The following is a 25,960-nucleotide window of genomic DNA, read 5'->3' as shown; positions in this document are numbered from 1 at the left end:
TAATATTTAATATTAACCTCTAAGAGGAGGTATTAGAATGAAAACTTTATCCATAGATGAGATAAAAACGAAAATCCTCAGGGGAGAAAGGATTTACCCCGAGGAGGCCCTTTATCTGTGGGAGAATGGGGATTTTGTCCTTCTCGGAAATCTCGCAAACTTTATAAGGAAAAAGTTTCATCCCGATAACATAGTCACCTTTGTTATAGACAGGAACGTTAACTACACAAATGTGTGTATAGCGGGATGCAAGTTCTGTGCCTTCTACAGGAGGAAGTCCGACGAGGACGCCTACGTCCTTGATATGGACACAATTCTTGAAAAAGTAAGTGAGCTTGTTGAGTGGGGAGGGACAACCCTCCTCATGCAGGGGGGAATAAATCCCGACCTTCCTTTAGAGTTTTACGAGGATATGATATCCCGTATAAAGAAGGCATTCCCTCAGGTTCAGATTCACTGCTTCTCCGCTCCCGAGATAGTTTACATAGCGAAAAAGGAAAAACTGAGTATTGAGGAGGTTTTAAGGAGGCTTAAAAAAGCAGGTCTTATGTCTGTTCCCGGTGGTGGTGCTGAGATACTCTCCCAAGAGGTGAGGGATGTAATCTCTCCGGGTAAGTGCACCGTTGAGGAGTGGGAGGAGGTTCACAGAACCGCCCATAAACTCGGCATGACGACGACCGCGACGATGATGTTCGGACACGTTGAGAGTATTGAACACATAATTGAGCACCTGGAGAGGGTGAGGAGAATTCAGGACGAGACGGGAGGCTTTACCGCGTTCATCCCTTGGACCTTCAAGAAGGGAAATACGGAGCTTGACCACGTTGAGGAGGCAACCACAACTTACTACCTTAAGGTTCTCGCCCTCTCAAGAATTTACCTTGATAACTTTAAAAACATTCAGTCCTCACATGTGACCCAGACTATGCCCGTAGGTCTTATAGGGCTTCACTTCGGTGCCAACGACCTTGGGAGCGTTATGATTGAGGAAAACGTTATATCCTCAACGAGCTTTAAAGTGAGAATTCCGAAGGTTGAGGACATGGTGAGGGCTATAAGGTCCGCGGGATTTATCCCCGCCCAGAGGGATACATACTATAACATCGTTAAGATATTCAACTGAATGTTATTAGAGAAAACCCTCTTTATACTCCTCGTTCTCTTTTTCGCCTACTTTCTTAAACGCTTTAGCGTTTTTAAAGAGGAAGACTCAGGAACCTTAATAAACTACGTTATATACTTTGCCCTCCCCTCAGCGGTTCTCCAGAACCTCAGGTTTACAGAGATAAACAGGGATACCCTCGTTATACCTCTAATTGCCTGGTTCTCAATAATCACAGCTCTTTTTATGGCTTTTTTCGTGGGAAGACTTCTCAGTCTTGATGAGAAAAGCTTTAAGGCTTTCCTTCTTGTCTCAACCTTCGGGAATACCGCCTTTATGGGGTATCCCTTCGTTTTCGTATTTGAGGGAAAAGAGGGACTCAAATACGCTATTATTTACGACCAGCTCGGCTCTTTCCTTCTCGTCATAACCCTCGGTCTATTCATAGCGATAGGAAGGATGAGCTTAAAGGAGCTGATAACCTTTCCCCCCTTTATAGCCCTCATATTCTCCCTTCTCTTCCACGGAAAGCATTTCCCGAACTTTCTCGAATACAGCATAAATGTTGTTTCCCTCTCACTTATTCCCGTAATACTTTTCTCCTTAGGGCTTAGGCTTGATTTCGGAAGTATATCCTACGACATTAAACCCGTTCTTTTCTCCCTCCTCATAAAGATGGTTATGACGCCCATAATCCTCCTTGTTCTCTTAAAGGCTCTTGACCTTAAGGGTCTTCCCTACAGGGTCGCGCTTATGGAGACCGCTATGCCCCCTATGGTTTTTGCGGGTGTGCTGGCACTTAAATACGAGCTTAACTACAAACTCGCCTTTTCTTCAATAACCCTCGGTATAATACTCAGTTTCCTTACCGTTCCCTTCTTCTTAAAGTTTTTAAACTGAAAATCTTTACACTCCAGGGGAAAATTAAGGAAGATAAGGCGGCGGCAATGAATAAGGAGAGGGACCGTTCTTCACTTATAAGTCCTGAAGAACGGGCAATCTCGGTTGCTGCAATCATTAAGGTAAAGGGATAAGAAAGGGAGAGAGAAGAAATAAATATCTCTTTCGGGGAAAATCCTGCAAGAAGAAGAACGGGAGAAGGTAAAAGTCTAAGTAAGAAAATCAGGAAAGTTAGTAGGAGAACTTCAAAAAGTATGTTTGAACTAACTCCCGCAAGATTCATTCCCATTCCCGTCTTTATGAAGAAAATCGGTATGAAAAGGCCGTATCCTATTGAGGAAAATTTAAGTTCTATATCGTGTTTCTTTCTTATAAAAAAGGAGAAAAGGGCTCCTGCAAGGAAAGAACCGAGAACGCTCTCTATTTCCGCTATATGCGCAATTATTGAGGCGGAAAATATGAGGAAAAAGCTTAACCTTATGTCTATTGCGGATGGGTCCTCTTCGTAGGTTAGAGTTTTTACTATTTCTGGGTACCACCAAATTAGGAGTTTTATTGCGTGAAAAACGAGGAAGAAACCAAAAAGAAAAAGCATTACCGTACCCACATCAAGAAAAAAGCTTTTCCAATCCCTGAACTCACCGAGCTTTTCCAGCAGAGTTAGGGCGAAAAGGCTCATGAGCTCCCCTATAACTCCGAGTATTAACACTTTTTTCCCGAGGGGAGTTGCAGATAATCCCGTATCTCTCAATGTTGCAATCATAAGGCCAACGGATATGAGGGAAAGGATAATTAAAGCGGTAAGTTCAATTCCGGTAATGAGGGAAATAAAAAATCCCGAAAGGAATATGAGGATGGTATAGACCAGATATATCCCGAGGGAAAGCCCGCTCGTTCTCTCAAGCAGGTTGAAATCAATCTCAAGACCCGCCAAAAACATAAGTATCAGGAATCCTATTTCCGAGAGGAAGGAGAGAATTTCGGGAACACCTCCACCCTCTCCCAGCAGATGGCCAAGGGTAAGTCCAAAAATCAACTCCCCTACGGGAACGGGCATCCTCAGAATTCTTGCAAAAACGGGGGAGAAAAAGGCCCCCGCGAAAACTACAAGTAAGAGCACCTCATCGCTCAAAGGTTACCTCCGGAATAAGGAGTGTTGTTAGATTTGATTTCTTTGCAAGGAGATAAGGCACGTAAGGACTCCAGAACCTGCTTTTCCTGCCCGGCGTATATCCCACGGCAAGTAGGTTAAACTTTCCCTCCATAAGTTTTAAGGTTTCCCTTACGGGATTGCCTTCCTTTCTTATAAGCTTTATATCCAATCCCGTTGCACTAGCAGTTCTTTCTACAAATACTTTCAGGCTATCTAAAACTTCCTTCTCCTCCTTTGTAAGCATTTTCTCAATGCTCGTTACAAAAAGAATAAAAAGTTTGCTTTTAAAGAGTCTCGCAAAATCAAGGACATTCGCTAAAAGAAAGCTTAAAGCTTCCGTATTTGCGGAAACCAGAATATTTTCATAGGGAAAACTTCCCCTCAAAAGAAGTGAAGGAACTTTTAGGTTTCCAAAGGCAAAATCAACGTTCGGATTTCCAAAAAAGCCCTTCTTCCTTCCGTCAAGCAAAACTATACCGATGTCCTCCTGAGGAAGTCCCTTGAAACAATCCTCTTCTATCCACTCCCTTACCTTGAGCTTTTCCTTAACGTACTCTACTTCATTTCCCTTTACATCGCATATAAATCCCTTTGGCCCCCACTTCAGTGGAAAGTTAGGCTCTCCCCTTATAACCATGTTAAGAAATAACTCCAACCTGTTCGGTTCCCCTACAACGAGAAGTCTATCTCCCGGCTGAATTCTTAAATCCGTTCTGGGAAGTATGATATTCTCGCCTCTGTATATTAACGCAATTCTCACGTTTCTCATTCTCAGTTCGCTCAACCTGAGATAGGCTGCTGGGGAACCGCTCGTTATCAGCACTTCCGATATCTCTCCCTTTCCCAAGCCTATTCCTACGGGATACCTAACAAGCCCCTTACTCTTCAGAATATTCTTCAAAACCGCACCGAGAATGTCGGGAACCGATACGATTTCTATTGATAGTTCTTTAAATTCCCTGTTCTCCGGTCTTTTCTTTGCAACGAATACAATAATCTCTTTAAATCCGAAGGCTTTTCTTAACACTTTTGCAACGGTGAGGGTGGTTTCCTTATCAAGGAATGAAATTACCGCCTCAACGGAATCCAATTTTATTTTTTCGCTCCAGAGCTTTAGGTCCGTTGCACTTCCGGGTATTACGCTTAAATTGTCTATATTTTTTTCCTTTTCAATAAAGTTTCTAAGCTTTTCCCCTTCCTTTTCAACAACGATAACCTCGGAAAAAGAGGCCACGATTTCGGTTATCTCCTCAACATACCTCCCCAGACCGAGAATAACTATGCTCATAAACTTATACTAACCTTACACTCCCAATATCAGGTTATCTTTAGCGGGAATAACCTCAACTCCCGTTTTATCCGAGAGCTCCTTTGCCACCTTTTCGGGGTCCTTTTCAAGCATCTCCATGGAGTAATGGGTTATTATGGCCTTTTTTGGTTTTAACTCCCTTATCAGGACTTCAGCATCTTCCGCGGAAAGATGTTCTATGTGGTTTCTCTTTTTATAAAAGGTTGTGTTTATTATCATAACTTGAGGTTCTTTAGGGTATAGCTCAAGCATCCTTTCCTCAAATCCCGCACAAGAGACGTAAACGACCTTATCGTTTATGAAAAGTCCGTAAGTTTCTGTTCCGTGGTGTTTATGCCTTATTACCGCTTTCACCTTCCAGCCCTTGTAGGTGTGCTCCGAACCTTCCGAGAAGAACTCCTCCTTTACGAGTCTCTTTCTCAGATAAGGGAGAAGGACCCTGTTTTCCCCTACAACCGCACTCTTTGGTGCAAACAGGGAGACGTTTTTATACTTTCCCCCGTTTGTCGCAGCCTCAAGAACGGTGTTGAGGTCCGCGGAGTGGTCAAGGTGGTAGTGAGACAAAACAACGAGGTCTATCTTTTTGTAGTCTATACCGAGTTGGTAAAGGTATACGAAAGCTCCCGGCCCGGGGTCCACGTGAATGTAATTCCCTTCTTTTTCTATCAGAAATCCGCCTGAGCGTCTTATAAGGTTAAAGGTTACAATCCTTCCGCCCGCAGTTCCGAGAAAGATAAGCTTTTCAGCCAAGGCAAAAAAATTTATGAAAAAGGGGAAGGGAGGGGATTACTCTTCCTCTACGATGATAGAACCGCTGGGGCATTCGTCCGCGACTTCCTGAACCTCCTCTTCCAGTCCTTCGGGAACCCTCATCCAGCATCCCTCTTCGTCCTCTATGTCGCATCTTACGACGTCCGCTATGCCGTCTCCGGCATTCTTGAAGACTTCGGGAATTCTATCGTAACAGAGCTCGCAAGCGGTGCAGGTATCCTGGTCTACCCTAACCTTCAGTCCCATGGCACTTACCTCCTTTAGAGTTTTTCTTAAAGATAATGCGAATAAGAAAATATTAATATAATCTTACTCAGCTTCGTATGTTCTTTCTTCCTCCTCAAGCTCAACAACCTTCAGAATCTTCGCAACGGTTTCCCCAATCTTTGCGGGGTTCTCTATTACGTAAGCCCCGGCTTTTTCAAGAGCTTCCATCTTCGCCTTAGCGGTTCCCTTTCCTCCCGTGATTATCGCTCCAGCGTGTCCCATTCTCTTTCCGGGAGGAGCGGTAATTCCCGCAATGTAGGCGAATACGGGCTTATCAACCTCCTTCTCTATGTATTCCGCCGCTTCCTCCTCTTCCGTTCCCCCAATCTCACCAATCATGAGTATTGCTTCGGTCTCGGGGTCCTTGTTGAACATCTCTATAACGTCCCTGTGGGTGAGTCCGTGAACGGGGTCTCCTCCTATCCCTACAGCGGTTGATTGCCCGAGTCCGTACTTTGTGAGCTGGTGTGCAGCCTCGTACGTTAGTGTTCCGCTCCTTGAGACTATGCCTATCCTTCCCCTCTTGAATATGTGTCCGGGCATGATGCCGACCTTTGCCTCTCCAGGTGTTATCACTCCGGGGCAGTTGGGTCCTATGAGTTTTGCGTTGGGGTAGTTCTTAACCATGTAGTCCTTCACCATCATCATATCCTTAACGGGTATCCCCTCGGTTATGCACACGACGAGCTCTATACCGCTGTCAAGGGCCTCAACTATAGCGTCCGCTGCGAAGGGAGCGGGAACGAATATGAGTGAGCAGTTCGCCCCCGTTTCCCTTACCGCCTCCTTTACAGTGTTGAAAACGGGTATACCTTCAACTTCCATGCCTCCCTTTCCGGGTGTGACTCCCGCAACGACCTTTGTTCCATATTCCTTACACTGCTTTGCGTGAAATGACCCCTCTTTTCCCGTAATACCCTGAACCACAACCTTGGTATCTTTATTCACAAGTATAGCCATAACAGACCTCCCTTACTGTTTATTAGCAAGCTCAACAGCCTTTTTGGCCCCGTCCCACATATCCTCAGCGGTTATGAAGTTAAGTCCGGATTCCTGGAGCATCCTTTTTCCTTCCTCTACGTTCGTTCCCTCAAGTCTTACCACGACGGGAACTTTGAGCTCAACCATCTTTGAGGCCTCTATGAGTCCCTGAGCAAGTCTGTCAACCCTCAGTATCCCTCCGAATATGTTTATGAATACTGCCTTCACATCGGGGTCCGCCATGAGAATTCTGAAAGCGTTCGCTATCTGCTCTACGTTCGCACCTCCACCAACGTCCAGGAAGTTTGCGGGCTCTCCCCCCGCGAGCTTTATTATGTCCATCGTTGCCATCGCAAGCCCTGCTCCGTTTACCATGCAACCTATATTTCCGTTTAGCTTTATGTAGTTGAGCCCGTATTTCTTTGCTTCCGCTTCAAGCTCGGGAATCTGGCTTTCGTCTTCCATCTCTTCAAGGTCCTTATGTCTGAAGAGGGCGTTGTCGTCTATATCAACCTTTGCGTCAAGGGCTATGAGATTTCCCTCTTTGGTGAGGACGAGGGGGTTTATCTCAACGAGGGAAGCGTCAAGCTCCGAGTAAATTTTATAAAGCTTTAGGGCTATGTTTGCAAACTCATTAACGGGAAGGTTTAACCTGAAGGCGAGCTCCCTTGCCTGATAGGGCATAAGACCGAGTTCAGGGTCTATAGTTTCTATAATTATCGCATCGGGGTTTTCCTTGACTATCTCCTCTATCTCCATTCCCCCAGCAGCGGAAACCATTATCACGGGCTTTGACTTTGAGCGGTCAAGGGTTATGGCGAGATAATACTCCTTATCTATGTTTGTTGCCTTTTCTATGAGGACTCTGTTTACGGGCTTTCCGTCGGGGCACTGGAAGGTTTTTAGGACCTTCCCGAGCATTCCCTCAACCGCTTTCTCAAGCTCGTCCATATCCTTTACGACCTTCACGCCTCCCGCTTTACCCCTTCCTCCGCAGTGAATCTGGGCTTTCACAACGAGGGGGAACTCCCCGAGCTCTTCCGCAACATCTTTTGCCTCTTTAAGGGAAAAGGCTACCTTTCCTTCGGGAACGGGAATGCCGTATTTCGCAAATATCTCTTTTGCCTGATGCTCGTGCAGTTTCATAGAGCACCTCCTGTGCTTATGAATAAAACAACGGTTTATTTTATTTTAAATAAAGAAAAAAGAGAAGGAATTAGAGGGCGTACTTTTCTTCCACTTCCGTTATCTTCCTCTCAAGGAGCTGCATAAGCCCCCTGAGCTCGTTGAGGAGGGCCCTGTACTCCTTTCTTAGTCTGTATATCTCCCTCTCAAGCTCCTGCTCCCTTCTGAAGAGCTCTATCTCCTCCCCCTTTACCTTCTCGTATTCACTCCTCAGGTTGTTTATCTCCTCGCTCAGCTTGAAGGCCTTCTCAACGAGCTTGTTCCTTTCCTCAATGAGTCTCTCGTATTCCCTCGGGGAGTCAGCCCTTCTTAAATACTTGTCATGGTATGCTATCTTTTGCTTCACCTCCGTAAACTCGTGCTCCTTCTCCCTTATCTTCCTTGCAAGGGCAAGGGCTTCCTCTTCCTTCCTGGCCAGTTCATGCCTTACCTTTTCAAGTTCCCTTTCAAGCTCTCCAAGCTCCCTCGGTATATGCCTGAGGCCTTCCTCAATCTTCTCTATTCTCTCCCTCAGCTTTTCTATCTCTCCGCTTAAGAACTTTATTCCTTCCATACCTTTTATTCTAAAGGCTTTTAACAAGAAGGTATAAATTCAAGAGAATTAGGGGAATAAGCCTGTAGGAGCCCCTCGTAAGGAATAAACCTGCTGCTCCCGCAGTGCTGAGAAGGAAAGCCTCCTCCCTGCTCAGATTCGTAAGTATTAGGGGCGAGAATTCGGAGAAACTCTTAACTACAATCAGCGTTATTTTCCCGCTCAGCTCCATGAATATCACGCTCGGCGGAAAGCCGAAAAGGGTTATCAGGGATAATACTGAAAACAACGCGTAGGAGAGAATGAGAGGGGAAAGGATGGGGGTGAGAATTACGGAAAGGGGGGTTATGAAGGAAAAGCTCCCGATGAGCGGAGCGGTTCCCGTAAAAGCGGAAAAGGAAACGAGAAATCCCTTAATTGTGTTTGTGGCTTCAAGTTCCCTCAAAATGAGGAGTATGTAGAGAACCGCAAAGAAGGAAAGCCAGAAGGAGTAGGAAAATACAAAATGGGGAAAGAAAAGCAAAAGGAAGGTTGAGACTAAAAATAGGGAGCAAAGGGAGCAGTGTTTTCTGAAAGAAATAAGGGAAAAGACGTAAAATGCAAGCATAAACGTAGCCCTTAAAACGGGAGGGTTGTGGGGAACGAGAAAGTAAGAGTAGAGCAAAACGCCGAGGAGTCCCAGGAACTCCCCCTTTAACTTGGGCAAAAGCCTTGAGAGTATGAGGAAGATGAGGCCAACGTGAAGCCCCGAGACTACGAGAACGTGAATTAATCCCGTGTGAAGGAATACTCTTTCAAGCTCAAGGGGCAGGTTTCTCTTGCTCTCACCGAATATAAAGGCAAGCCCCAGGGCCCTTAACTCCTCGTCTTTTACTGCTTCCTCAAAACGCTTTATGAAGAGCTCCCTCACCTTATTTTTAGGGGGAAGTTCTTCAACCTCCCACGAAAAGGTTTTTATGAATATGCTGTTATTCTTAACGCTAACATTTCCGAAGATTTCTATTCTCCTTGACTCCGGTATGTAAAAGGGCTTTCTCAATACGAGAACCCCGTTCCTTCCCTCTAATTCTTCAATCTCAGACTCCTCAACCTTTGCGGTTGCTACCGCTTTATCCTCCTGGACTTCCCACTGGCCCGTTATCTCAAGCCTGAGAAAAACCGTATACTCTCTGAAATCGGGAAGGTAGGCCTTTTTATAGGCGTAGGTGAGGGCGAAGAGGAATAAAAGGAAGTGTATAATTACTTTCCCTCTTAGCATGCTTCCGAAAAAGGCTTCGTTATTATATTATTAAGTTTTTTAGGAAGCGAGGTGAAAAGTATGAAAGAGATTAAAGTTACGGACGTGTCCCTCAGGGACGGAATTCAGAGTCTCCTCGCTACGAGGGTTAGAACGGAGGATATGCTCGACGCTATAGAAATACTTGATAAGTGCGGATTCTGGTCTTTGGAGGTCTGGGGAGGGGCAACCTTTGACGTCTGTCTGAGATACCTCAAAGAGGACCCATGGGAGAGGCTGAGGAAGTTCAAGGAAAGGGCTAAGAACACAAAGCTTGAGATGCTCCTGAGGGGTCAGAACGTTGTAGGATACAGGCACTATCCCGACGACGTAGTTGAAGCATTCGTTAAAAAGGCTTACGACAACGGCATAGAGGTTTTCAGGATTTTTGACGCCCTTAACGATACCCGTAATATGAGAAAGGCTATAGAAACCGCAAAGAAGGTGGGAGCGATAGTTAAGGGAGTTCTCTCATACACCATAAGTCCCGTTCACACCGTTGAGTATTACGTAAATGTTGCAAGGGAACTCGTTGATATGGGAATAGATATCATCTCCATAAAGGACCAGGCGGGTATTCTATCACCGAAGGTGTGTTATGAGCTTGTCTCAGCCTTAAAATCCGAGTTTCCCGACCATCCCGTTCACCTTCACACCCAGACAACGGCGGACCTCGCTGAGATGGCACAGCTGAAAGGCATAGAAGCTGGAGCTGAGATGATAGATACCGCCTGTTATTCCCTTTCGGGACAGACCTCCCACCCTCCCGGGGAGACGATGATATACGTCCTCAGGGAGTTCGGGTATCAGGTCAACGTAAACACAGAGCTGTATAAGAAGGCCGGGGATATAATGAGGGAGGTAAGGAAAAAGTACAAAAAGTATGACGTTCTTCCCCCCTATCCCGACGTTGAGGTTCTCATACATCAGATTCCGGGCGGAATGATATCTAACTTCATCTCCCAGCTCAGGGAACAAAATCTTGAGGACAAACTTGAGGAAGTTCTTGAGGAGGTGAAGAGAGTAAGGGAGGACCTCGGTTATCCTCCCCTCGTCACCCCTACGAGCCAGATTGTCGGAACGCAGGCATTTTTAAACGTCCTTCACGGGGAGCGTTATAAGGTAGTTACAAAGGAAACGAAGGACTACGTTAAGGGGCTCTACGGAAGACCACCCGCACCGATAAAGGAGGAGATAATAAGGAAGATTCTTGGGGACGAAAAACCCATCTACGATATAAGGCCTGCGGACCTCCTTGAGCCCGAGCTTAACAAGATTAGGGAAGAGGCAATAGAAGCGGGAGCGAGAAGCGAGGAGGACATACTCTCTTACGCACTCTTTCCCGTGGTTGCCAAGGAGTTCTTTGAGTGGAGGGAGAAGGCGGAGAAAGGGGAAGTCCCTCCCGTTCCGCTGGAAGAACCCGTTGAAAGCGGCGAGTGCAAGGCTCCCGTTGAGTTTTACATAACCGTTCACGGAGAGCAGTATCACGTCCAGATAGCAGGTAAGGGAGAAGAAGAGCCCAACAAGAGAACCTTCTTCATAAGGCTCGACGGACAGCTTGAGGAAGTTCAACTCCAGCCAATTAGGGAAGCTGTTGTATCCGAGGAGTTCACGACTGAGGCAACGGAAGGGGGAACCGTTGTAAGCAGGAGACCCAAACCCAAGGGAGTAGGAGACGTTACATCACCGATAACCGGTAAGGTTGTGAACATAAAGGTAAATGTAGGGGACGAGGTGAAGGAAGGGGACGTCCTCCTCGTGGTTGAGGCAATGAAGATGGAAAACGAGATACACAGCCCCGTTGACGGAGTAGTTGAGGAGATATTCGTAAGAGTTGGTGAGACCGTTAATCCAGACGAGGTTCTCATAAGGATAAAGCCCAAAAAGTCAAGAAAGAAGAAAAAGTGATGCTGAAGATTGCACTTCCCAAGGGCAGACTCTTTGAGGAAAGCGTAAAGCTCCTTATGGAGAAGGGAATTATAGGGAAAGAGCTCAAGGAGGGGAGGAAGTTAATCCTTGAGGAGAATGGTTACACCTTTTACCTCGTTAAACCCTCTGACATTCCCGTTTACGTGGAAAGGGGCGTTGCGGACCTCGGTATATGCGGTTATGACGTTTACCTTGAGAGGAAACCCAACGTGTATAAACTCGTTAATCTGGGGATAGGATACTGCAGGATAGCTATCGCGGGGAAGCCCGAGAGCGAGGAGAGGTATTTCTCCTCAACCCGCATAAGCGTAGCAACCAAATACCCGAATATAGCCTACGATTTTTTTAAGAAAAAGGGAATAAAGGCAGAGATATATTACCTGAGCGGTTCGGTTGAGCTCGCTCCCCTCGTCGGGCTTTCGGAGTTCATTCTTGACCTCGTTCAGACGGGAAGAACACTGAAAGAGAACGGACTCGTTGTTATAGAAGAGGTGGACGAGTCAACCGCATGGCTCATATCCAATAAGGACAGCTACAGAGTGAAGAATAGGGAGGTCCTCGGTTTCCTAGAAAAGCTTTTATAAGAATATCATTAAATCTTTATAAGAAATTTATATTGCAAATGATACTAAGTCTTAATAGTTTCAAACTACGTGAAGGAGAAGTGGAAAGCGATAGCAAACTTATTGGAAGAGGAGTTTGATATAGAGGTTAGTCCCTCTTACGAAGGATGGGGAGCGGGATACGACCCCAAATACCTCCCCCTCCTTGAGATGTGGTCAAAGGGAGAGGTTGAGGAAGTTCCCCCAGGTGTAAGAAAACCGAGAGGCATTCTATACAACGTAGTTGATTTTATGAGAAAAAGCGAGGACTACACGGTAAATAGCGTAAGACACGAGATAGCACTGCTCCTGCACACCTACTTTCCCCACTGGAGGTTTGGACAGAGGGAGGTATTCAGGGCGGGATACGTTCCGACCGCATTCCTCGTTCTATTTGCGGTTCTTGAGAACCTGAAAGTTGATAATTACATAGTTGAGGAAAACCCCTCCGCACTACTTTCCTTAAAGAAACGCTACAAGGAGATACTCTCGGATATAAATCCTCCCTATCCCTACCACGAGCTTGCCCTTTCCTTCATATACACTTGGATAAACGAGGAGTTTGAGGCGGACGAGGAAGTGAAACATTACCACACGACGATGGAAAAGAGCTTTTACGAATACCTCAGGGAGAAGAACCCCCAGAGTGCCTACGACATAGTTATGGAGGACCTATGGCAGAAGTTCCGTGTCCTCGTTGATTACTCAAAGGAGCTTAACTACGTTGACCTCCTCATAGAAGAAGCAAAGGGAAGGAGAAGGGAAGACGGGCATAAGGCTCGCATAATGACGGACATACTCTCGAAGCTCCCCGAGAATATAAGGAGCTACATAATTGAGAATAAGGATAAAAGGGCTTCCGAACTTCCCAAAGAAGCCATAAAGAACATACTCAAAGCCCTTGACGCCATCCCCGACTGGATGAAGGACTACATGAAACAGATGAGCTATATAGACCTCCTTGAAAAGGACATAGCCTTCCTGAATTACTTCCTTCCCAAAACCCTTGAGGTTGACGTGGAGCACAGGGGATTCGTAAGCTTTATATTCAAGGCTTGGGAGGAAGTATCCGCAAGAAGCAGTCTAAAATCAAAGAAGCAGAAGGAAGAGGAAGAGCTATCCGAGCTTGATAAGAAGTTCAAAAAGGAACACGGATTAACCCAGAAGGAGTTCCAGAAATACAGGCTTATATTAAAGAGCGTTCTCCCTTACGTTGAGCACTTCAAGAGAAAGTTTGATAACTTCCTCCCGAGGGAAGAGGAGCTCTGGGACGGAAAGCACTACAGGGGAAAGAGGATAAACGTAAGGAGAATAGCGACGGAAGTTCCCATAGGAAGGGGAAGAATATTTATGAAGAGGGAAGTTCCCGAAAGGAAGGAGCTCGTCTTTGAGCTTCTTATGGATATATCCTCTTCAATGAAGAAGGAGGAAAAGATACTTAACGCCCTTAAGTCTCTCATACTCTTTTCCGAGGTTCTTGATAAACTGGGAATGGAGTTTTCCATAAAGGCCTTTAACGAGAACGTTTACACGATAAAGGATTTTGAGGAGGACTACAGAGTTGCCAAGGGAAGGATATTTGAGCTTCTGAACAACCTCGGGGGAAGCACCGATTTGAGTAAGGCCATAAGCGTAGGTGTTGAAAGCCTGGAAACGATAACGAAAAAGGAACACAAGAAGGGCGTTTTAATCCTGTTCACGGACGGACAGCCCACGAAGGGACTGAAAGGAGAAGAGTTAAGGTATATGATTTCCCAGATGAAACTCAGGATTCCGATAGTTGCCATAGGCGTCGGAGAAGCTACAAAGATGGTTAAGGAGTATTTTGACAAGACAGGCATAAGCGTTGAGGATATTAAGAAGCTCCCCTCAACCTTCTCCTTCGTAATGGAGAACCAGTTTAAGAGACTCGTTTCTGTAAAGTGAACTCACAAAAGCCCGTATTTTCTCAGGATATCCTCAAGCTCTTTATCTGTCTTTGCCTTTTCCCTGAGAACTTCTATGAGCTTTCTAAGTTTTCCTTCCCTCTCAAGATAATCAACCGTTTCTTCTCTTGCCTTTCTTATTATCGTTTTCCTGTCCCACCAAGCAAAGGCTATAACGCTGGCTGTTAATGTAGTAAATACACCTGTTATTATCCATAAAAATGTATATAGCTGGTCAAAGCGTTTATTTATTAGCTCAAAGCGCTTGTTCATATCCTCCCTAAGCTCAGAAAATCTCTTATCTACCTGATCAAAGCGTTTATCTGTCTCTCTCATAAATGCCTTTAGGGTCGCTTTAATTTCCACAATATCCCTGAAAAGCTGTTTCTCTTCCTGAGGACTCAAGGAAAAAGAGAGACAAATCGTGAAAAGGAACAAGGCTAAAAGCTTCACCATACTTATAAGTTTATTGCTTGTTTCCTAAAATAATCCCTATGGAACTCGTTCTCCTCAGGATTTACTCCTCAAGGGAGGAACATATAAAGGATTACCTTGATATCCTGAGAAGGGAAGGAATATATACAGGTGCGGTTCTTCAGGGTATAGCGGGGTTCGGGAAGGGAAGGGAGTTCCACGCGGAGGATATAGAGGTTCTCTCCTACGAGCTTCCCGCTGTCCTTGAAGCGGTTGGTGAAAGGGAAAAGCTCCTGAAAATCCTTGAGAACAATTCCGAACTCTTTAAAGAGTGCTATATAACCTTTGAGAAGGTAAAGATTTATGAGGATAGCCTTTTATCTTAATTATCTTTGGGGTGTCGGTTCAGGTCCGAAAATAGCGGAAATGCTGGCAAGGAAATTCAAGAAAAGGGGGCACGAGGTATTTTTCATAATCCAGAAAGATTTAGTGGAGAGGGCAAATGAGTTTCCAATAATCCTCCTGAAGGAGAAAAACGAGATAACGAGAGCCTATGAACTCGGAAAGGTTCTCAAAGAGATAAATGCGGATATTTGCTTTGGCTTTATGAGACCAATGTCCGTGGTAATGGGTATAACTAAGCTCCTTTACCCCTCTCACAAAACCCTTTTCATAGGTTCCATTCACAATAACGATAACTACATTAAATACGGGAAAGCTTTATACATTCCCTACAGGGTTTTGCTGAAGTTCGTTCTTGAAATGCTTGACGGGATTGTTGCGGTTTCAAGGGGAGTTAAGGAGGACATAGAGAGGACCTACTTCATAAAGAAAAAAGTAAGGGTGTTTTACAATCCGGTGGATGTGGAAAATCTTATTGAGCTATCAAGGGAGGAAATTCCCGAAGAAGAGGAAAGGATATTTGAAAAGCCCGTAATAATTAACCTCTCAAGGTTCGTAAAGCAGAAAGGTCTTCCTCATCTCATAAGGATTTTCAAAAAAGTAAGTGAAGAGCTTGACGCGAGGCTCGTTATCCTCGGAGACGGGGAAATGAGAGAAGAAGTTGAAAAAATGATAAGGGATTTAAAACTTGAGGACAGCGTTTTTCTTCTCGGTTGGAAAAAGAATCCCTACCCTTACATAAGGAGGGCAAAGGTTCTCGCCATGACCTCCCTCTGGGAAGGATACGGGCTCGTTCTTAACGAGGCTATGGCTCTTGGAACACCACCCGTTGCCTTTAACGTAAAAGGGGGACCTTCCGAAATACTTCCGGGGTGCTGTCCCCTTATAGATTATCCCGACGAGGAGACCTACGCAAGGGAAGTTATAAAACTCCTTACGGATAAAGAGTATTACGAAACCATAAAGCAAAATGCTATAAAAAAAGCTTCGGAGTTTTCAGTGGAAAAGGTAGCGGACAGGCTTTTAAAATACTTTGAAGAACTGATAGAGGAAAGGAAGAGGTGAAAAGCGTTTTAGCGGTAGCTCTGGGCGGGGCTGTGGGCTCAGCTTTGAGGTATCTTATTTCAAAATTCGTTCAGGTGCATCTCGGCCTTGGCTTTCCCCTCGGAACGATGCTGGTGAATGTCATCGGAGCTTTCCTAATAGGCTTTTCCTTCTCCTTTTTCGTTGAGAGGCTCGGTATTCACCCCATCTACAGACTGCTTTTTATAACGGGTTTCCTGGGAGGGTTTACAACTTTCTCAACCTTTACATACGAGAGCTTAACACTCCTCAGGGAAGGGGAAAGCTTGAAGTTTCTTATTTACTTCCTGGGAACGAACATCATTGGTATGCTTGCGGTCTTTATCGGCTACAAACTGGGGGAAGTATTATGAAAATAGTTAAAAAGAAGCTTCTGAGGATATTCACCTCCGAGGATAAGAAAAAGGAAGGGAAACCTTACTACAAGTATGTCCTTGAAAGAGCTAAGGAAAAGGGGCTTGAAGGCGCTACCGTTTTCAGGGGAATAATGGGATACGGAAAGGGAAATCTGAGGGAGGAAAGTTTTTTCAAACTCCGCTCAAACCTTCCTATCGTAATAGAGATAATAGACGAGGAAGAGAAAATAAGAAGATTTTTAGAGGAGGTAAAGGAGGAGGAGCTGATAACCTTGGAGGATGTTGAGGTTATCTACCTTTAACCGACGAGGTACATGGTTTCCGCGTCGTGCTTGCCCTTTCCGTCCTCAAGAATCATATCTCTGTAAGACTTTCCTGCGGGAACCATTGGAAGAACGTTCTCTTCCCTGTCAACCCAGAAGTCTATAATAACAGGTCTGTCTTCAACCTTTCTCGCTTCTTCAATAACCTCCCTTACTTCTTTGGGCTTCTTAGCTCTGAGCCCTACAGCTCCCATAGCTTCTGCGAGCTTTACAAAGTCGGGCTGAACGCTGAGGTCAACCTCGGAATACCTCTTGTCGTAAAAGAGCTCCTGCCACTGCCTTACCATACCTAAATAAGCGTTGTTTATTATCGCAACCTTTACGGGAACCTTATATTGAACCGCGGTTATAATCTCTTGCATCGTCATAACGAAAGAGCCATCTCCATCAACGACCCAGACCTCCCTGTCTGGCCTTCCTATCTTTGCACCTATTCCCGCGGGAAGGCCGAATCCCATCGTCCCGAGTCCCCCCGAGTTTATGAACTGCCTCGGATACTTAAACTTGTAAAACATTGCTGCCCACATCTGGTGCTGTCCTACTCCGGGAACGATTATCGCATCCCCGTTTGTCGCCTCCCATAGCTGTTCTATAACGTATTGGGGCTTTATTACCTTGTCCGAGTTCCTGTATGTAAGGGGGTGGAGCTTCTTCCACTTCTCAATCTGTTCGAGCCACTTCTTTCTCTCCTCCGGGTAAAGTATCTTTGCCCCCCTCTTCTTTATCTCGTTTATAAGCTTCCTGAGAACTACCTTAACGTCTCCCACTATTGGAACGTCAACGGTGATATTCTTTGATATGGAAGCAGGGTCTATATCTATGTGGATTATCTTTGCCTCGGGAGCAAACTCGTCTATCTTGCCCGTAACCCTGTCGTCAAACCTCGCACCTACCGCTATGAGTAGGTCCGAGTTGTAAACAGCCATATTTGCGTAATAGGTTCCGTGCATACCGAGCATTCTCAGGGAAAGGGGGTGCGTTTCGGGGAATGCTCCCTTTCCTTGGGTTGTCGTCGTTACGGGAATCTTCATGAGTTCCGCAAGCTCTATTAACTCTTCCTGGGCTTCCGCGTTTACCGCACCGCCACCAACGTAAAGAACGGGCCTCTTTGCGGACATTATGAGCTCCGCGGCCTTCTTTATCTGAACGGGATTTCCCTCGGTGTGGGGATTGTATCCCGGAAGGGCCTTCTTTACTTCTTCATCCGAGGGAATGCTTACTTCAGCAATCTGCTGGGTTATGTCTTTGGGAAGGTCAACGAGAACGGGTCCCGGTCTTCCCGTTCTCGCTATATAAAAGGCCTCCCTCAGGATAAGGGGAAGCTCCTTTATATCCTTAACGAGGAAGTTATGCTTTGTAATCGGCCTCGTTATGCCTACTATATCAACCTCCTGGAAGGCATCGTTTCCTATGAGGTGGGTGGGGACCTGTCCCGTTATGGCGACGAGGGGAACGGAGTCCATATACGCGTCCGCTATGGGTGTGACGAGGTTCGTCGCTCCCGGTCCCGATGTTACCATAACGACTCCTACCTTTCCCGTTGCCTTTGCGTATCCTTCCGCCATATGCCCCGCGCCCTGTTCGTGTCTTGCGAGAATGTGTTTTATCTCGCCTATTCTATAGAGGGCATCGTACACTTCCATTATGGCTCCGCCGGGGAGACCGAATATTACCTCAACACCCTCCTCTTTTAAAACCTCAATTACGATATCAGCTCCCTTTTTTGCAGCCATTTTTCCTTAAAACCTCCTGAATAATGTAAATAATAAATTTGTTAAATTTTATTTAAACTTCAATAGTTTAGGGCATCTTTGTGATACAATACTGAGTGATTACAGGGTAGGAGGTAAGGTATGGCTACACTGACCTATGAGGAAGCCCTTGAGATACTAAGGCAACAGATAAAGGACTTTGAACCCGAAGCCAAAATGGAAGAGGTCGGAGTCGTTTACTACGTCGGTGATGGAGTTGCAAGGGCTTACGGACTTGAAAACGTAATGGCAATGGAAGTAGTTGAGTTCCAGGGAGGCCAACAGGGAATAGCTTTTAACCTTGAGGAGGACAACGTAGGTATAATTATCCTCGGCTCGGAAACGGGTATTGAAGAAGGGCATATAGTAAAGAGAACGGGGAGAATTCTTGACGCTCCTGTCGGTGAAGGATTGATAGGAAGGGTGATAGACCCCCTCGGAAATCCCCTTGACGGGAAGGGTCCCATTCAGTACGAATACCGTTCCCCCGTTGAGAAGATAGCTCCGGGCGTTGTAAAGAGGAAGCCCGTTCACGAACCCCTTCAAACGGGTATTAAGGCCATAGATGCAATGATTCCCATAGGAAGGGGACAGAGAGAGCTCATCATAGGTGATAGGGCGACGGGTAAAACAACGGTAGCGATAGACACCATTCTCGCTCAGAAGAACAGCGACGTTTACTGTATATACGTAGCGGTAGGACAGAAGAGGGCAGCAATAGCGAGACTCGTTGAGCTCCTTGAAAGGGAAGGGGCTATGGAATACACCTGTGTGGTCGTTGCTTCCGCATCGGACCCAGCATCACTCCAGTATCTCGCACCCTTCGTGGGATGCACAATAGGGGAGTACTTCAGGGATAACGGAAAGCATGCGCTCATCATTTACGACGACCTTTCAAAGCACGCGGAAGCCTACAGACAGCTCTCACTCCTCATGAGAAGACCTCCCGGAAGAGAAGCATACCCCGGTGACGTCTTCTACCTCCACTCAAGACTCCTTGAAAGAGCTGCAAAGCTCAACGATGACTTAGGAGCCGGTTCACTTACCGCACTTCCTATAATTGAGACGAAAGCGGGAGACGTTGCTGCATACATTCCCACAAACGTTATCTCAATTACGGACGGACAGATATACCTTGAGACGGACCTCTTTAACAAAGGTATAAGGCCTGCAATTAACGTGGGACTTTCCGTTTCCCGTGTCGGTGGTGCAGCACAGATTAAGGCTATGAAACAGGTTGCGGGAACGCTCAGACTTGAACTCGCCCAATTCAGAGAGCTTGAGGCATTCGTTCAGTTCGCTTCAGAGCTTGACAAGGCAACCCAGCAACAGATAAACAGAGGTCTCAGACTCGTTGAGCTTCTAAAGCAGGAACCCTATAACCCCATACCCGTTGAAAAGCAGATAGTCCTCATATACGCCGGAACTCACGGATACCTTGACGATATTCCCGTTGAGGCGGTAAGGAAGTTTGAGAAGGAGCTTTACGCATTCCTTGACAACGAAAGGCCCGACATTCTCAAGGAAATAAGCGAGAAGAAGAAGCTTGACGAAGAGCTTGAAAAGAAGATAAAGGAAGCCCTTGACGCCTTCAAGCAAAGGTTCGTTCCCTAACCTTCTCCCTCTTAAAATTCCTTTTTATGAAAAGGTTTAAAAACATATACATAGGTTGTAGCGGATTTTCCTATAAGGACTGGAAGGGAACCTTTTATCCTTCCCACATACCCGATAACGAGATGATTATTTATTACGAGAAGTTTTTTGACGTGGTTGAGATAAACTACACCTACTACACTATGCCCCACCCCTTTACTTTCAAAAGCTTCCTTGAGAAAACAAAGAAGTTAAGATTCTCCGTAAAAGCTAACCAGGTATTTACCCACGAAAGAAATTACACGAAGGAGGATTTAAAAGCCTTTATAGAGGGTATAAAGCCCCTTCTTGAGAATGAGGAAAGGTTTATAGCTATTCTCTTCCAGTTTCCCGAAAGCTTCAGATACACTCAGGAAAACCTTGATTACTTGAAAAAGCTCTCCTCGGACTTCACGGGTATTGAGAGAGTTGTAGAGGTGAGACACAGGAGTTTTGCAAATCAGGAGTTTTACGCGTTTGTTGAAGAAATAGGCTTTTCCGCACTTGTTAACATAGACGCCCCGAAGGTAAAAGGACTTCTTATAGGCCCGTGGGTTTCCGTCGGAACAATAAACTACGTCAGACTCCACGGGAGGAATAAGGAGAAGTGGCATAACCATAAAGAGCCCTACGAGAGGTATGACTACCTTTACTCAATGGAAGAGCTTGAGAAGCTGAAGGAGAAGATACTGAAGATATATGAGGGAAAGGACACCTATGTATTCTTTAATAATCACTACAGGGGAAAGGGAGCGTTAAACGCCCTTCAGATGAAGGAACTATTTGGCGAAGAGGTTAAGATACCGAAGGGGCTTCTCTCAACCTTTGCCCCGAAGCTATGGGAGTAATCAGAGGCCGTAGTGAGCTGCTATAGCGGCTGAGAGTGCAAGAACTATATCCTCCATGGGCTTTTCACCCTCAATCTTTAGGTCATACTCACCCCTTGCGAGCTTCTCTTCAAGGAACTTAACGCCGAAATCTCCTTTCAAGAAATCGGGGTCTCTCACTATCTCTCTGTAAAGGGGGATGTTTGTGGGAACGCCCCTCACGACGAACTCGTCAAGTGCCCTCCTTGAACGGGCTACAACCTTATCCCACGTGAGTGCCCATACGGTCATCTTCGCTATCATTGAGTCGTAATAAGGGGGGATAATGTAGTCCTTGTAAACGGATGCGTCTATTCTTACTCCGGGCCCTCCCGGCGAGTAGTAGGAGGTTATCTTTCCGGGTGCGGGTGCAAAGTTTCTCTTTGGGTCCTCCGCGTTTATACGGAACTCTATTGCGTATCCCCTGAAGGTTATATCGCTCTGGAGGAAGGGAAGGGGCTCTCCCGCCGCAATTCTTATCATCATCTCAACTATGTCTATTCCCGTTATGGTTTCGGTAATTGTATGCTCAACCTGGAGTCTCGTGTTCATCTCTATGAAGTAATACTCTCCCGTCTTGAGGTCAACCAGAAACTCAAGGGTTCCCGCGTTCTCATAACCGACCTTTGTTAAAGCCCTCACCGCGTTTCCGAGAATCTTCATCCTGAGTTCCTTCGGAAGGGCCGGGGAGGGGGCTATCTCTATCAGTTTCTGGTGCCTTCTCTGGATTGAGCAGTCCCTCTCACCAAGGTGTATTATGTTTCCGTATTTGTCCCCGAGAACTTGAACCTCTATATGTTTGGGATTGTCAAGGTATTTCTCTATAAATAGATCTCCTTTTCCGAAGAAGGTTTCCGCTTCCCTGTATGCACTCTCAAAGGATTTCTCAAGCTCCTCCTCGCTTCTCACGACCCTCATTCCCCTTCCTCCTCCCCCGTATGCAGCCTTAAGCATTATGGGGTATCCTATCTCCCTTGCGTAGTGCTTTGCGTCTTCAAGACTTGTAACGGGCTCTTCCGTTCCCGGTATTGTGGGAAGTCCCGCCTCCTTCATAACCTTTTTTGCCTTTACTTTGTCCCCGAACATCTCAATCTGTTCGGGGGTAGGACCTATAAAGGTTATTCCCCTTCTTATGCAATACCTTGCAAACTCGGGGTTCTCCGCAAGAAATCCGTATCCGGGGTGTATAGCATCCGCTCCTACCTGTTTTGCGAGGTCAACAATTCTCACGTAATCAAGGTAAGCCCTCACTGGGTCTCCCGTAATCATATAGGCTTCGTCCGCCTTCTTAACGTGGAGGGAGCGAACGTCAGCCTCAGAGTATATCGCAACCGTTTTAATCCCGAGCTCTTTGCAAGCCCTTATTATCCTTACAGCTACCTCTCCCCTGTTGGCTATTAAAACCTTCTTGAACATAATGTTTCATTTTAAAATTAAAACCCATGAAGAAGGTTCTCATATTCCTTGAGGAACTCGTTGAAGATGTTGAGTTTATATACCCCTACTTAAGACTGAAGGAAGCGGGGCACAGCGTAGTCTCCGCCGCACCAAAGATAAGGGAGTATAAGGGAAAGAAGGGGATGAGCTTTAAGCCTGATAAAACCATAAAGGAGGTTTACCACGAGGAGTTTGACTGCGTTTTCATTCCGGGGGGCTACGCACCCGACAGGCTGAGAAGGTATCCCGAAGTTCTTCACATAGTTAAGAAACATTACGATAAGGGAAAGCTCGTTTGTGCGGTATGCCACGGTCCCTGGGTTCTCATATCCGCAAAGATAGTAAAGGGAAAGAAGGTTACGGGATTTTTCGCGATAAAGGATGACCTTGTGAATGCGGGAGCAAACTACACGGGCAATCCCGTTGAGGTGGACGGAAACCTTATAACCGCGACCGACCCGAATTCCATGCTTGAGATGATGAGGATAATAGTGGAGAAACTGAGATGAGAAAGTTTTTTATTTTGCTCTTTATTCTTTCCTTTACCTTCGGTAAGGATTTAATACTCGTCTCAATCTTCCCTTTTTACGATGTTGTTAAGGATATAAGCGGAAGGGATTTTAGGGTTGACACCCTCGTTCCTCCTAAGGCGGATTATCACACCTACGAGCTATCCCCGAGGGAACTGATTAAGTTATACGTAGCTAAGGTATTTTTTGTAAGCGGTGTTCCCCTCGGGGAGTGGGAGGTAAAGGCCTCAAAGATTACAAAGGCAAGGGTTTTCAGCCTCTCCGAAGGGATAGAGCTCCTCTATTACGGACATGAGGAGCTCGGGAAGGACCCCCACTTCTGGGTTTCTCCAAAGAGAATGATAAAGGTTGCGGAAAATGTGAGGAATGCTTTAAAGAGCGTCTATCCCGAAAAAAATTTTGAGGATAACTATAAAGCGGTTTACGAAAAGCTTTTAAAAATCCACGAGAGTTATGAAAAAACTCTCTCAAGATGTGAGATAAAAACCTTTGGTGCGGTTCATCCCGCATTTGGTTATCTCGCAAAGGACTACGGATTAAAACAGATTGTTCTGAAAGAGGAGCACGGACACGGGGAAATATCCCCGAGGGAACTGAAGAAACTTCTGAGGGAGGTAAGAAAAAAAAGGATAAAAGTTATTCTCATTCCCGAGGGAGCACACTCAAAACTCGCCGATATACTGAAAAGGGAATACGGAGTAGAAGTTTACGAAGTTAACGTGAAGATAATTCCGAAGGAGGATAAAGATAACTACTACGAAATTATGGAGGAAAACCTGAAGGTTCTGAGGAAAGCCCTGAGATGCGGATAGTGGAAGTTGAAAAGGTAAGTTTTTCCTACGACGGGAAGTTTTACGTCCTTGAGGACATATCCTTTTCGGTAGAAAAGGGGGACTTTGTAGGGATAGTGGGACCGAACGGTGCGGGAAAATCAACACTTTTTAAGCTAATCCTTGGCTTTTTAAAACCAAACAAAGGAAGTATAAAGCTCTTCGGGAAAAAAGTTGAGGATTTTAAGGATTGGGAAAAGGTCGGATACGTTCCCCAGAGGATAAACGTTGAACACACCTTTCCCGGAAAAGTGATAGAGTTGCTAAGTAGTGTATCTCACAATAAAAAGAATATAGAGTTCGTTGTTGAGTATCTAAAGATAAAGGATATACTGAACAAGCAGTTCACGAAGCTATCGGGAGGTCAACAGCAGAGGGTTTTACTCGCCCTTGCACTCTCAACGAACCCCGACTTACTGCTTCTTGATGAACCCTCAACGGGACTTGACGTTCACGCACTCACCCATTTCACGAACATACTCATAGACCTGAACACGAACCACGGAAAGACTATACTCATGATATCCCACGATATAGGTAGTCTCCTGAACCACGCAAATAAGATACTCTGTATAAACAGGAAGGTGTGTTACTTTGGACCGCCCGAGAATGCGATTGAGTATATAGAGGAAGCCTTCGGACTTAAGGGAGTTCTCCATGGAATTTCTTGAGTACGATTTCGTCCAGAGAGGCCTGATAGCGGGAACACTTATAGCCCTTTCTACCGCTTTAATAGGCGTTTTCCTTATACTCAGGCGTCTTGCCTTTCTGGGTGCCGGACTCTCCCACTCCGCCTTTGCGGGAATAGCTCTCGGCTTTCTCCTGAATGCGGATATACACCTCTCAACGGTTATCTTTACGCTTCTTATAGCAAACCTCGTTGAGTTTCTCACGAGAACCAAAAAGGTTCCCGGGGATACCGCGGTTGCGGTTATATTCTCAAGCGGTATGGCTGTGGCGGTTATAATCCTCGGCATAGTAAAGGGATTTGGGGAGAACTTATTTTCTTACCTCTTCGGTAATATACTCATGGTTGACAATAAGGACCTCATATACTCTTTCGGCGTTTTTCTGCTTACTCTTTTGTTTCTTGTTTTCTTTTATAAGAAGCTTATTCTCCTCACCTTTTCCGAGGAGATAGCGCGGGTAAAGGGGATTAACATAACGCTAATAAATCATCTCTTTGTCTCTTTAACCGCTCTTGTTATAGTTGCAAGCATAAAAGCGGTCGGGGTGATACTCGCATCATCAATGGTCGTAATACCCGCTATGACGGGTCTTATACTCGCAAACTCCTTTTTAAAGAGCCTTCTTTTTTCTTCCTTCGCTTCTGTTTTTTCGGTTATCTTCGGAATTTACGTATCCTTTAATTACGACCTTCCCCCGAGCGGAACAATTGTCGGTATATCCCTTCTTTTATTCGTCCTTTCCTTTCTCTTAAGAAGACTTCCTCTGAAGTAAGACCTTGAACTTGTCCCCCATTGATACGAGCATAGTCTTCAATCTTGACATCCTCTCTATACCCTCGGGCGTCTCCTCCCAGCTGAGTTTTTCAAGTTCGTTTAAGAATGTGGGTATGTGCATCAAGAAATCCCTCTGGGATTGAAAGAGAATAGTCTCAAGTCCGAAATCCTTTCCGTATTCCATGAGTGCGGAAAAGTTAACGTGTGCGGTTATGTCCGCGTTTCCCGCTTCCTTCAGGAAGTCCTTAACAACTTTATGTTCCTTGTATGCCAGAACGGTTCCCTCGGGAAAACGGCTTATCTCCTCAGAAGTGTATCCGTAATCTATAACGACGTGGTATCCCGAAACGAGACTTTCCGATATCCTTTTAAGCATATCTATGCAGTCCAGGCATACCTCTACAACCTGGTTCAGGTTCTCGTATCCCATTCTTTTCAGGAATTCCTTTACCCTCTCGTTTTCAAGGCTAAGCCATACCTCGTTCCCGTTCTCGTCAACGTATAACTCCTTTCCCTCCTTCACGACGTGAACGGGAAGGGCATCAAAGAACTCGTTTGAGAATATTACCCCCTCAACCTTCGGAAGCTCGCTCACCCACTCAACGTTCTCAAACTCCGAGAGAACCTTTCTCTGTTTCTCTATAAGGCTCGGGCTGAACTCGTATATGTAATAACGGATATTCTTAAAAAGTTCCGGATAGTTCTCCCTGTAGTAGTTCAGGATATCCCTCGCAAGGATACCCGTTCCAGCACCGAGTTCTACGAGTGAAGGCTTCTCAAACTCGGAAAGGTGTTGAGAGAAGAACTCGGCGAGGGCTTCACCGAAAGCCCTGTCAAGTTGGGGAGCGGTGAAGAAGTCCTTTAGTGCCCTCTCCGAGCTGTAATACCTCCTTACCGCATCTTCCATAAAATTCCTAAAGCTTTTGAATGCCATAAATCTA

At 45.7% G+C, this 25,960-nt stretch carries 27 protein-coding genes; 15 read left to right on the top strand and 12 right to left on the bottom strand.

From position 1 onward, the window contains the following. Positions 1-37: 37 nt before the first annotated feature. Positions 38-1,123: a cyclic dehypoxanthinyl futalosine synthase gene (gene mqnC / locus ACYQZ0_RS01200; protein WP_459774597.1), complete on the top strand. Its 1,086-nt coding sequence runs from the start codon at positions 38-40 to the stop codon at positions 1,121-1,123. After that, a complete protein-coding gene (locus ACYQZ0_RS01195) occupies positions 1,124-2,002 on the top strand; it encodes an AEC family transporter (protein ID WP_459774596.1) in 879 nt (292 codons plus the stop codon). On the opposite strand, the gene ACYQZ0_RS01190 is transcribed toward ACYQZ0_RS01195, so the two are convergent. The 8 genes from ACYQZ0_RS01190 to ACYQZ0_RS01155 form a co-directional block, all read right to left on the bottom strand. Further along, a complete protein-coding gene (locus ACYQZ0_RS01190) occupies positions 1,968-3,134 on the bottom strand; it encodes a cation:proton antiporter domain-containing protein (protein WP_459774595.1) in 1,167 nt (388 codons plus the stop codon). The two genes, ACYQZ0_RS01195 and ACYQZ0_RS01190, sit on opposite strands and share 35 nt — an antisense overlap. Then, positions 3,124-4,443 carry a TrkA C-terminal domain-containing protein gene (locus ACYQZ0_RS01185; protein WP_459774593.1) on the bottom strand — a complete coding sequence of 440 codons (1,320 nt, stop codon included), beginning with the start codon at positions 4,441-4,443 and terminating at the stop codon, positions 3,124-3,126. Before ACYQZ0_RS01185 ends, ACYQZ0_RS01190 begins: the two co-directional genes overlap by 11 nt. A 15-nt stretch (positions 4,444-4,458) precedes the next feature. Next, the gene (locus ACYQZ0_RS01180; protein ID WP_459774591.1) at positions 4,459-5,214 is read right to left on the bottom strand and encodes an MBL fold metallo-hydrolase; all 756 of its coding nucleotides are present in this window, start codon (positions 5,212-5,214) and stop codon (positions 4,459-4,461) included. Positions 5,215-5,250: 36 nt separating this feature from the next. Then, on the bottom strand, positions 5,251-5,481 hold the full coding sequence (locus ACYQZ0_RS01175) for a ferredoxin (RefSeq protein ID WP_459774590.1): 231 nt from the start codon (positions 5,479-5,481) through the stop codon (positions 5,251-5,253). Between the two features lie 63 nt (positions 5,482-5,544). Further along, the gene (gene sucD / locus ACYQZ0_RS01170; protein WP_459774589.1) at positions 5,545-6,462 is read right to left on the bottom strand and encodes a succinate--CoA ligase subunit alpha; all 918 of its coding nucleotides are present in this window, start codon (positions 6,460-6,462) and stop codon (positions 5,545-5,547) included. Between the two features lie 12 nt (positions 6,463-6,474). Then, complete coding sequence (sucC, locus tag ACYQZ0_RS01165; RefSeq protein ID WP_459774588.1) at positions 6,475-7,629, bottom strand: ADP-forming succinate--CoA ligase subunit beta; 1,155 nt, start codon at positions 7,627-7,629, stop codon at positions 6,475-6,477. 70 nt (positions 7,630-7,699) lie between these two features. After that, a complete protein-coding gene (locus tag ACYQZ0_RS01160) occupies positions 7,700-8,221 on the bottom strand; it encodes a hypothetical protein (protein WP_459774587.1) in 522 nt (173 codons plus the stop codon). Between the two features lie 10 nt (positions 8,222-8,231). Continuing rightward, positions 8,232-9,458, bottom strand: coding sequence for a ComEC/Rec2 family competence protein (locus ACYQZ0_RS01155; RefSeq protein ID WP_459774586.1), 1,227 nt, complete (start codon positions 9,456-9,458; stop codon positions 8,232-8,234). Positions 9,459-9,518: 60 nt separating this feature from the next. Between ACYQZ0_RS01155 and oadA the strand changes: the two genes are divergently transcribed. From oadA to ACYQZ0_RS01140, 3 genes are all read left to right on the top strand, one after another. Then, entirely contained in the window at positions 9,519-11,384 is a 1,866-nt protein-coding gene (gene oadA, locus ACYQZ0_RS01150; protein WP_459774585.1) for a sodium-extruding oxaloacetate decarboxylase subunit alpha, read from the top strand. Beyond that, positions 11,384-11,989 (top strand): ATP phosphoribosyltransferase, encoded by a 606-nt coding sequence (hisG, locus tag ACYQZ0_RS01145; RefSeq protein ID WP_459774584.1) that lies wholly within the window; start codon positions 11,384-11,386, stop codon positions 11,987-11,989. Before oadA ends, hisG begins: the two co-directional genes overlap by 1 nt. Positions 11,990-12,058: 69 nt before the next feature. After that, positions 12,059-13,933 carry a vWA domain-containing protein gene (locus ACYQZ0_RS01140; RefSeq protein ID WP_459774583.1) on the top strand — a complete coding sequence of 625 codons (1,875 nt, stop codon included), beginning with the start codon at positions 12,059-12,061 and terminating at the stop codon, positions 13,931-13,933. A 2-nt stretch (positions 13,934-13,935) separates the two neighbouring features. On the opposite strand, the gene ACYQZ0_RS01135 is transcribed toward ACYQZ0_RS01140, so the two are convergent. Next, a complete protein-coding gene (locus ACYQZ0_RS01135) occupies positions 13,936-14,268 on the bottom strand; it encodes a hypothetical protein (protein ID WP_459774582.1) in 333 nt (110 codons plus the stop codon). 158 nt (positions 14,269-14,426) lie between these two features. Here ACYQZ0_RS01135 and ACYQZ0_RS01130 point away from each other — a divergent pair, with 158 nt between their 5' ends. Genes ACYQZ0_RS01130 through ACYQZ0_RS01115 form a run of 4 tightly spaced genes read left to right on the top strand, consistent with a single transcriptional unit; the run spans position 14,427 to position 16,489 of the window. Then, complete coding sequence (locus ACYQZ0_RS01130; protein WP_459774581.1) at positions 14,427-14,732, top strand: DUF190 domain-containing protein; 306 nt, start codon at positions 14,427-14,429, stop codon at positions 14,730-14,732. Next, a complete protein-coding gene (locus ACYQZ0_RS01125) occupies positions 14,710-15,813 on the top strand; it encodes a glycosyltransferase (protein ID WP_459774580.1) in 1,104 nt (367 codons plus the stop codon). Before ACYQZ0_RS01130 ends, ACYQZ0_RS01125 begins: the two co-directional genes overlap by 23 nt. Next, complete coding sequence (crcB, locus tag ACYQZ0_RS01120; RefSeq protein ID WP_459774579.1) at positions 15,810-16,184, top strand: fluoride efflux transporter CrcB; 375 nt, start codon at positions 15,810-15,812, stop codon at positions 16,182-16,184. The genes ACYQZ0_RS01125 and crcB overlap by 4 nt, the downstream gene beginning before the upstream one ends. After that, positions 16,181-16,489: a DUF190 domain-containing protein gene (locus ACYQZ0_RS01115; protein WP_459774577.1), complete on the top strand. Its 309-nt coding sequence runs from the start codon at positions 16,181-16,183 to the stop codon at positions 16,487-16,489. Before crcB ends, ACYQZ0_RS01115 begins: the two co-directional genes overlap by 4 nt. Here the strand turns inward: ACYQZ0_RS01115 and ilvB are convergent. Continuing rightward, complete coding sequence (ilvB, locus tag ACYQZ0_RS01110; protein WP_459774576.1) at positions 16,486-18,243, bottom strand: biosynthetic-type acetolactate synthase large subunit; 1,758 nt, start codon at positions 18,241-18,243, stop codon at positions 16,486-16,488. The two genes, ACYQZ0_RS01115 and ilvB, sit on opposite strands and share 4 nt — an antisense overlap. A gap of 120 nt (positions 18,244-18,363) precedes the next feature. Between ilvB and atpA the strand changes: the two genes are divergently transcribed. Next, on the top strand, positions 18,364-19,875 hold the full coding sequence (gene atpA, locus ACYQZ0_RS01105; protein WP_459774575.1) for a F0F1 ATP synthase subunit alpha: 1,512 nt from the start codon (positions 18,364-18,366) through the stop codon (positions 19,873-19,875). A gap of 26 nt (positions 19,876-19,901) precedes the next feature. Beyond that, a complete protein-coding gene (locus ACYQZ0_RS01100) occupies positions 19,902-20,741 on the top strand; it encodes a DUF72 domain-containing protein (protein WP_459774574.1) in 840 nt (279 codons plus the stop codon). Here ACYQZ0_RS01100 and accC read toward each other — a convergent pair whose 3' ends face one another. Next, a complete protein-coding gene (gene accC / locus ACYQZ0_RS01095; RefSeq protein WP_459774573.1) occupies positions 20,742-22,175 on the bottom strand; it encodes an acetyl-CoA carboxylase biotin carboxylase subunit in 1,434 nt (477 codons plus the stop codon). It lies immediately after the preceding gene. A gap of 26 nt (positions 22,176-22,201) precedes the next feature. Here accC and ACYQZ0_RS01090 point away from each other — a divergent pair, with 26 nt between their 5' ends. The 4 genes from ACYQZ0_RS01090 to ACYQZ0_RS01075 are packed head-to-tail and all read left to right on the top strand — an operon-like array spanning position 22,202 to position 25,017. Then, positions 22,202-22,705, top strand: coding sequence for a type 1 glutamine amidotransferase domain-containing protein (locus ACYQZ0_RS01090; RefSeq protein ID WP_459774572.1), 504 nt, complete (start codon positions 22,202-22,204; stop codon positions 22,703-22,705). Next, the gene (locus tag ACYQZ0_RS01085) at positions 22,702-23,538 is read left to right on the top strand and encodes a metal ABC transporter substrate-binding protein (RefSeq protein WP_459774571.1); all 837 of its coding nucleotides are present in this window, start codon (positions 22,702-22,704) and stop codon (positions 23,536-23,538) included. Before ACYQZ0_RS01090 ends, ACYQZ0_RS01085 begins: the two co-directional genes overlap by 4 nt. Further along, complete coding sequence (locus ACYQZ0_RS01080; protein WP_459774570.1) at positions 23,529-24,227, top strand: metal ABC transporter ATP-binding protein; 699 nt, start codon at positions 23,529-23,531, stop codon at positions 24,225-24,227. The genes ACYQZ0_RS01085 and ACYQZ0_RS01080 overlap by 10 nt, the downstream gene beginning before the upstream one ends. Beyond that, on the top strand, positions 24,214-25,017 hold the full coding sequence (locus ACYQZ0_RS01075; protein WP_459774569.1) for a metal ABC transporter permease: 804 nt from the start codon (positions 24,214-24,216) through the stop codon (positions 25,015-25,017). Before ACYQZ0_RS01080 ends, ACYQZ0_RS01075 begins: the two co-directional genes overlap by 14 nt. Here ACYQZ0_RS01075 and ACYQZ0_RS01070 read toward each other — a convergent pair. Next, positions 24,994-25,953, bottom strand: a complete 960-nt coding sequence (locus ACYQZ0_RS01070; protein ID WP_459774567.1) for an SAM-dependent methyltransferase — start codon at positions 25,951-25,953, stop codon at positions 24,994-24,996. The two genes, ACYQZ0_RS01075 and ACYQZ0_RS01070, sit on opposite strands and share 24 nt — an antisense overlap. Between the last annotated feature and the right edge of the window lie 7 nt (positions 25,954-25,960).

The organism is Aquifex pyrophilus (assembly GCF_054656935.1).
This window is presented reverse-complemented; position numbering and strand designations above follow the sequence as displayed.

What these genes read in the sequence shown, in the direction of transcription:
- ACYQZ0_RS01125 (WP_459774580.1), top strand. Translation starts at nt 14,710, where the DNA reads ATGAGGATAGCCTTTTATCTTAATTATCTTTGGGGTGTCGGTTCAGGT.
- accC (WP_459774573.1), bottom strand. Translation starts at nt 22,175, where the DNA reads ATGTTCAAGAAGGTTTTAATAGCCAACAGGGGAGAGGTAGCTGTAAGG.
- ACYQZ0_RS01130 (WP_459774581.1), top strand. Translation starts at nt 14,427, where the DNA reads ATGGAACTCGTTCTCCTCAGGATTTACTCCTCAAGGGAGGAACATATA.
- oadA (WP_459774585.1), top strand. Translation starts at nt 9,519, where the DNA reads ATGAAAGAGATTAAAGTTACGGACGTGTCCCTCAGGGACGGAATTCAG.
- ACYQZ0_RS01185 (WP_459774593.1), bottom strand. Translation starts at nt 4,443, where the DNA reads ATGAGCATAGTTATTCTCGGTCTGGGGAGGTATGTTGAGGAGATAACC.
- ACYQZ0_RS01085 (WP_459774571.1), top strand. Translation starts at nt 22,702, where the DNA reads ATGAGAAAGTTTTTTATTTTGCTCTTTATTCTTTCCTTTACCTTCGGT.
- ACYQZ0_RS01090 (WP_459774572.1), top strand. Translation starts at nt 22,202, where the DNA reads ATGAAGAAGGTTCTCATATTCCTTGAGGAACTCGTTGAAGATGTTGAG.
- ACYQZ0_RS01080 (WP_459774570.1), top strand. Translation starts at nt 23,529, where the DNA reads ATGCGGATAGTGGAAGTTGAAAAGGTAAGTTTTTCCTACGACGGGAAG.
- sucC (WP_459774588.1), bottom strand. Translation starts at nt 7,629, where the DNA reads ATGAAACTGCACGAGCATCAGGCAAAAGAGATATTTGCGAAATACGGC.
- ACYQZ0_RS01070 (WP_459774567.1), bottom strand. Translation starts at nt 25,953, where the DNA reads ATGGCATTCAAAAGCTTTAGGAATTTTATGGAAGATGCGGTAAGGAGG.
- sucD (WP_459774589.1), bottom strand. Translation starts at nt 6,462, where the DNA reads ATGGCTATACTTGTGAATAAAGATACCAAGGTTGTGGTTCAGGGTATT.
- hisG (WP_459774584.1), top strand. Translation starts at nt 11,384, where the DNA reads ATGCTGAAGATTGCACTTCCCAAGGGCAGACTCTTTGAGGAAAGCGTA.
- ACYQZ0_RS01115 (WP_459774577.1), top strand. Translation starts at nt 16,181, where the DNA reads ATGAAAATAGTTAAAAAGAAGCTTCTGAGGATATTCACCTCCGAGGAT.
- mqnC (WP_459774597.1), top strand. Translation starts at nt 38, where the DNA reads ATGAAAACTTTATCCATAGATGAGATAAAAACGAAAATCCTCAGGGGA.
- ACYQZ0_RS01075 (WP_459774569.1), top strand. Translation starts at nt 24,214, where the DNA reads ATGGAATTTCTTGAGTACGATTTCGTCCAGAGAGGCCTGATAGCGGGA.
- ACYQZ0_RS01135 (WP_459774582.1), bottom strand. Translation starts at nt 14,268, where the DNA reads ATGAGAGAGACAGATAAACGCTTTGATCAGGTAGATAAGAGATTTTCT.
- atpA (WP_459774575.1), top strand. Translation starts at nt 18,364, where the DNA reads ATGGCTACACTGACCTATGAGGAAGCCCTTGAGATACTAAGGCAACAG.
- ACYQZ0_RS01100 (WP_459774574.1), top strand. Translation starts at nt 19,902, where the DNA reads ATGAAAAGGTTTAAAAACATATACATAGGTTGTAGCGGATTTTCCTAT.
- ACYQZ0_RS01195 (WP_459774596.1), top strand. Translation starts at nt 1,124, where the DNA reads ATGTTATTAGAGAAAACCCTCTTTATACTCCTCGTTCTCTTTTTCGCC.
- ACYQZ0_RS01160 (WP_459774587.1), bottom strand. Translation starts at nt 8,221, where the DNA reads ATGGAAGGAATAAAGTTCTTAAGCGGAGAGATAGAAAAGCTGAGGGAG.
- ACYQZ0_RS01155 (WP_459774586.1), bottom strand. Translation starts at nt 9,458, where the DNA reads ATGCTAAGAGGGAAAGTAATTATACACTTCCTTTTATTCCTCTTCGCC.
- ACYQZ0_RS01175 (WP_459774590.1), bottom strand. Translation starts at nt 5,481, where the DNA reads ATGGGACTGAAGGTTAGGGTAGACCAGGATACCTGCACCGCTTGCGAG.
- ilvB (WP_459774576.1), bottom strand. Translation starts at nt 18,243, where the DNA reads ATGGCTGCAAAAAAGGGAGCTGATATCGTAATTGAGGTTTTAAAAGAG.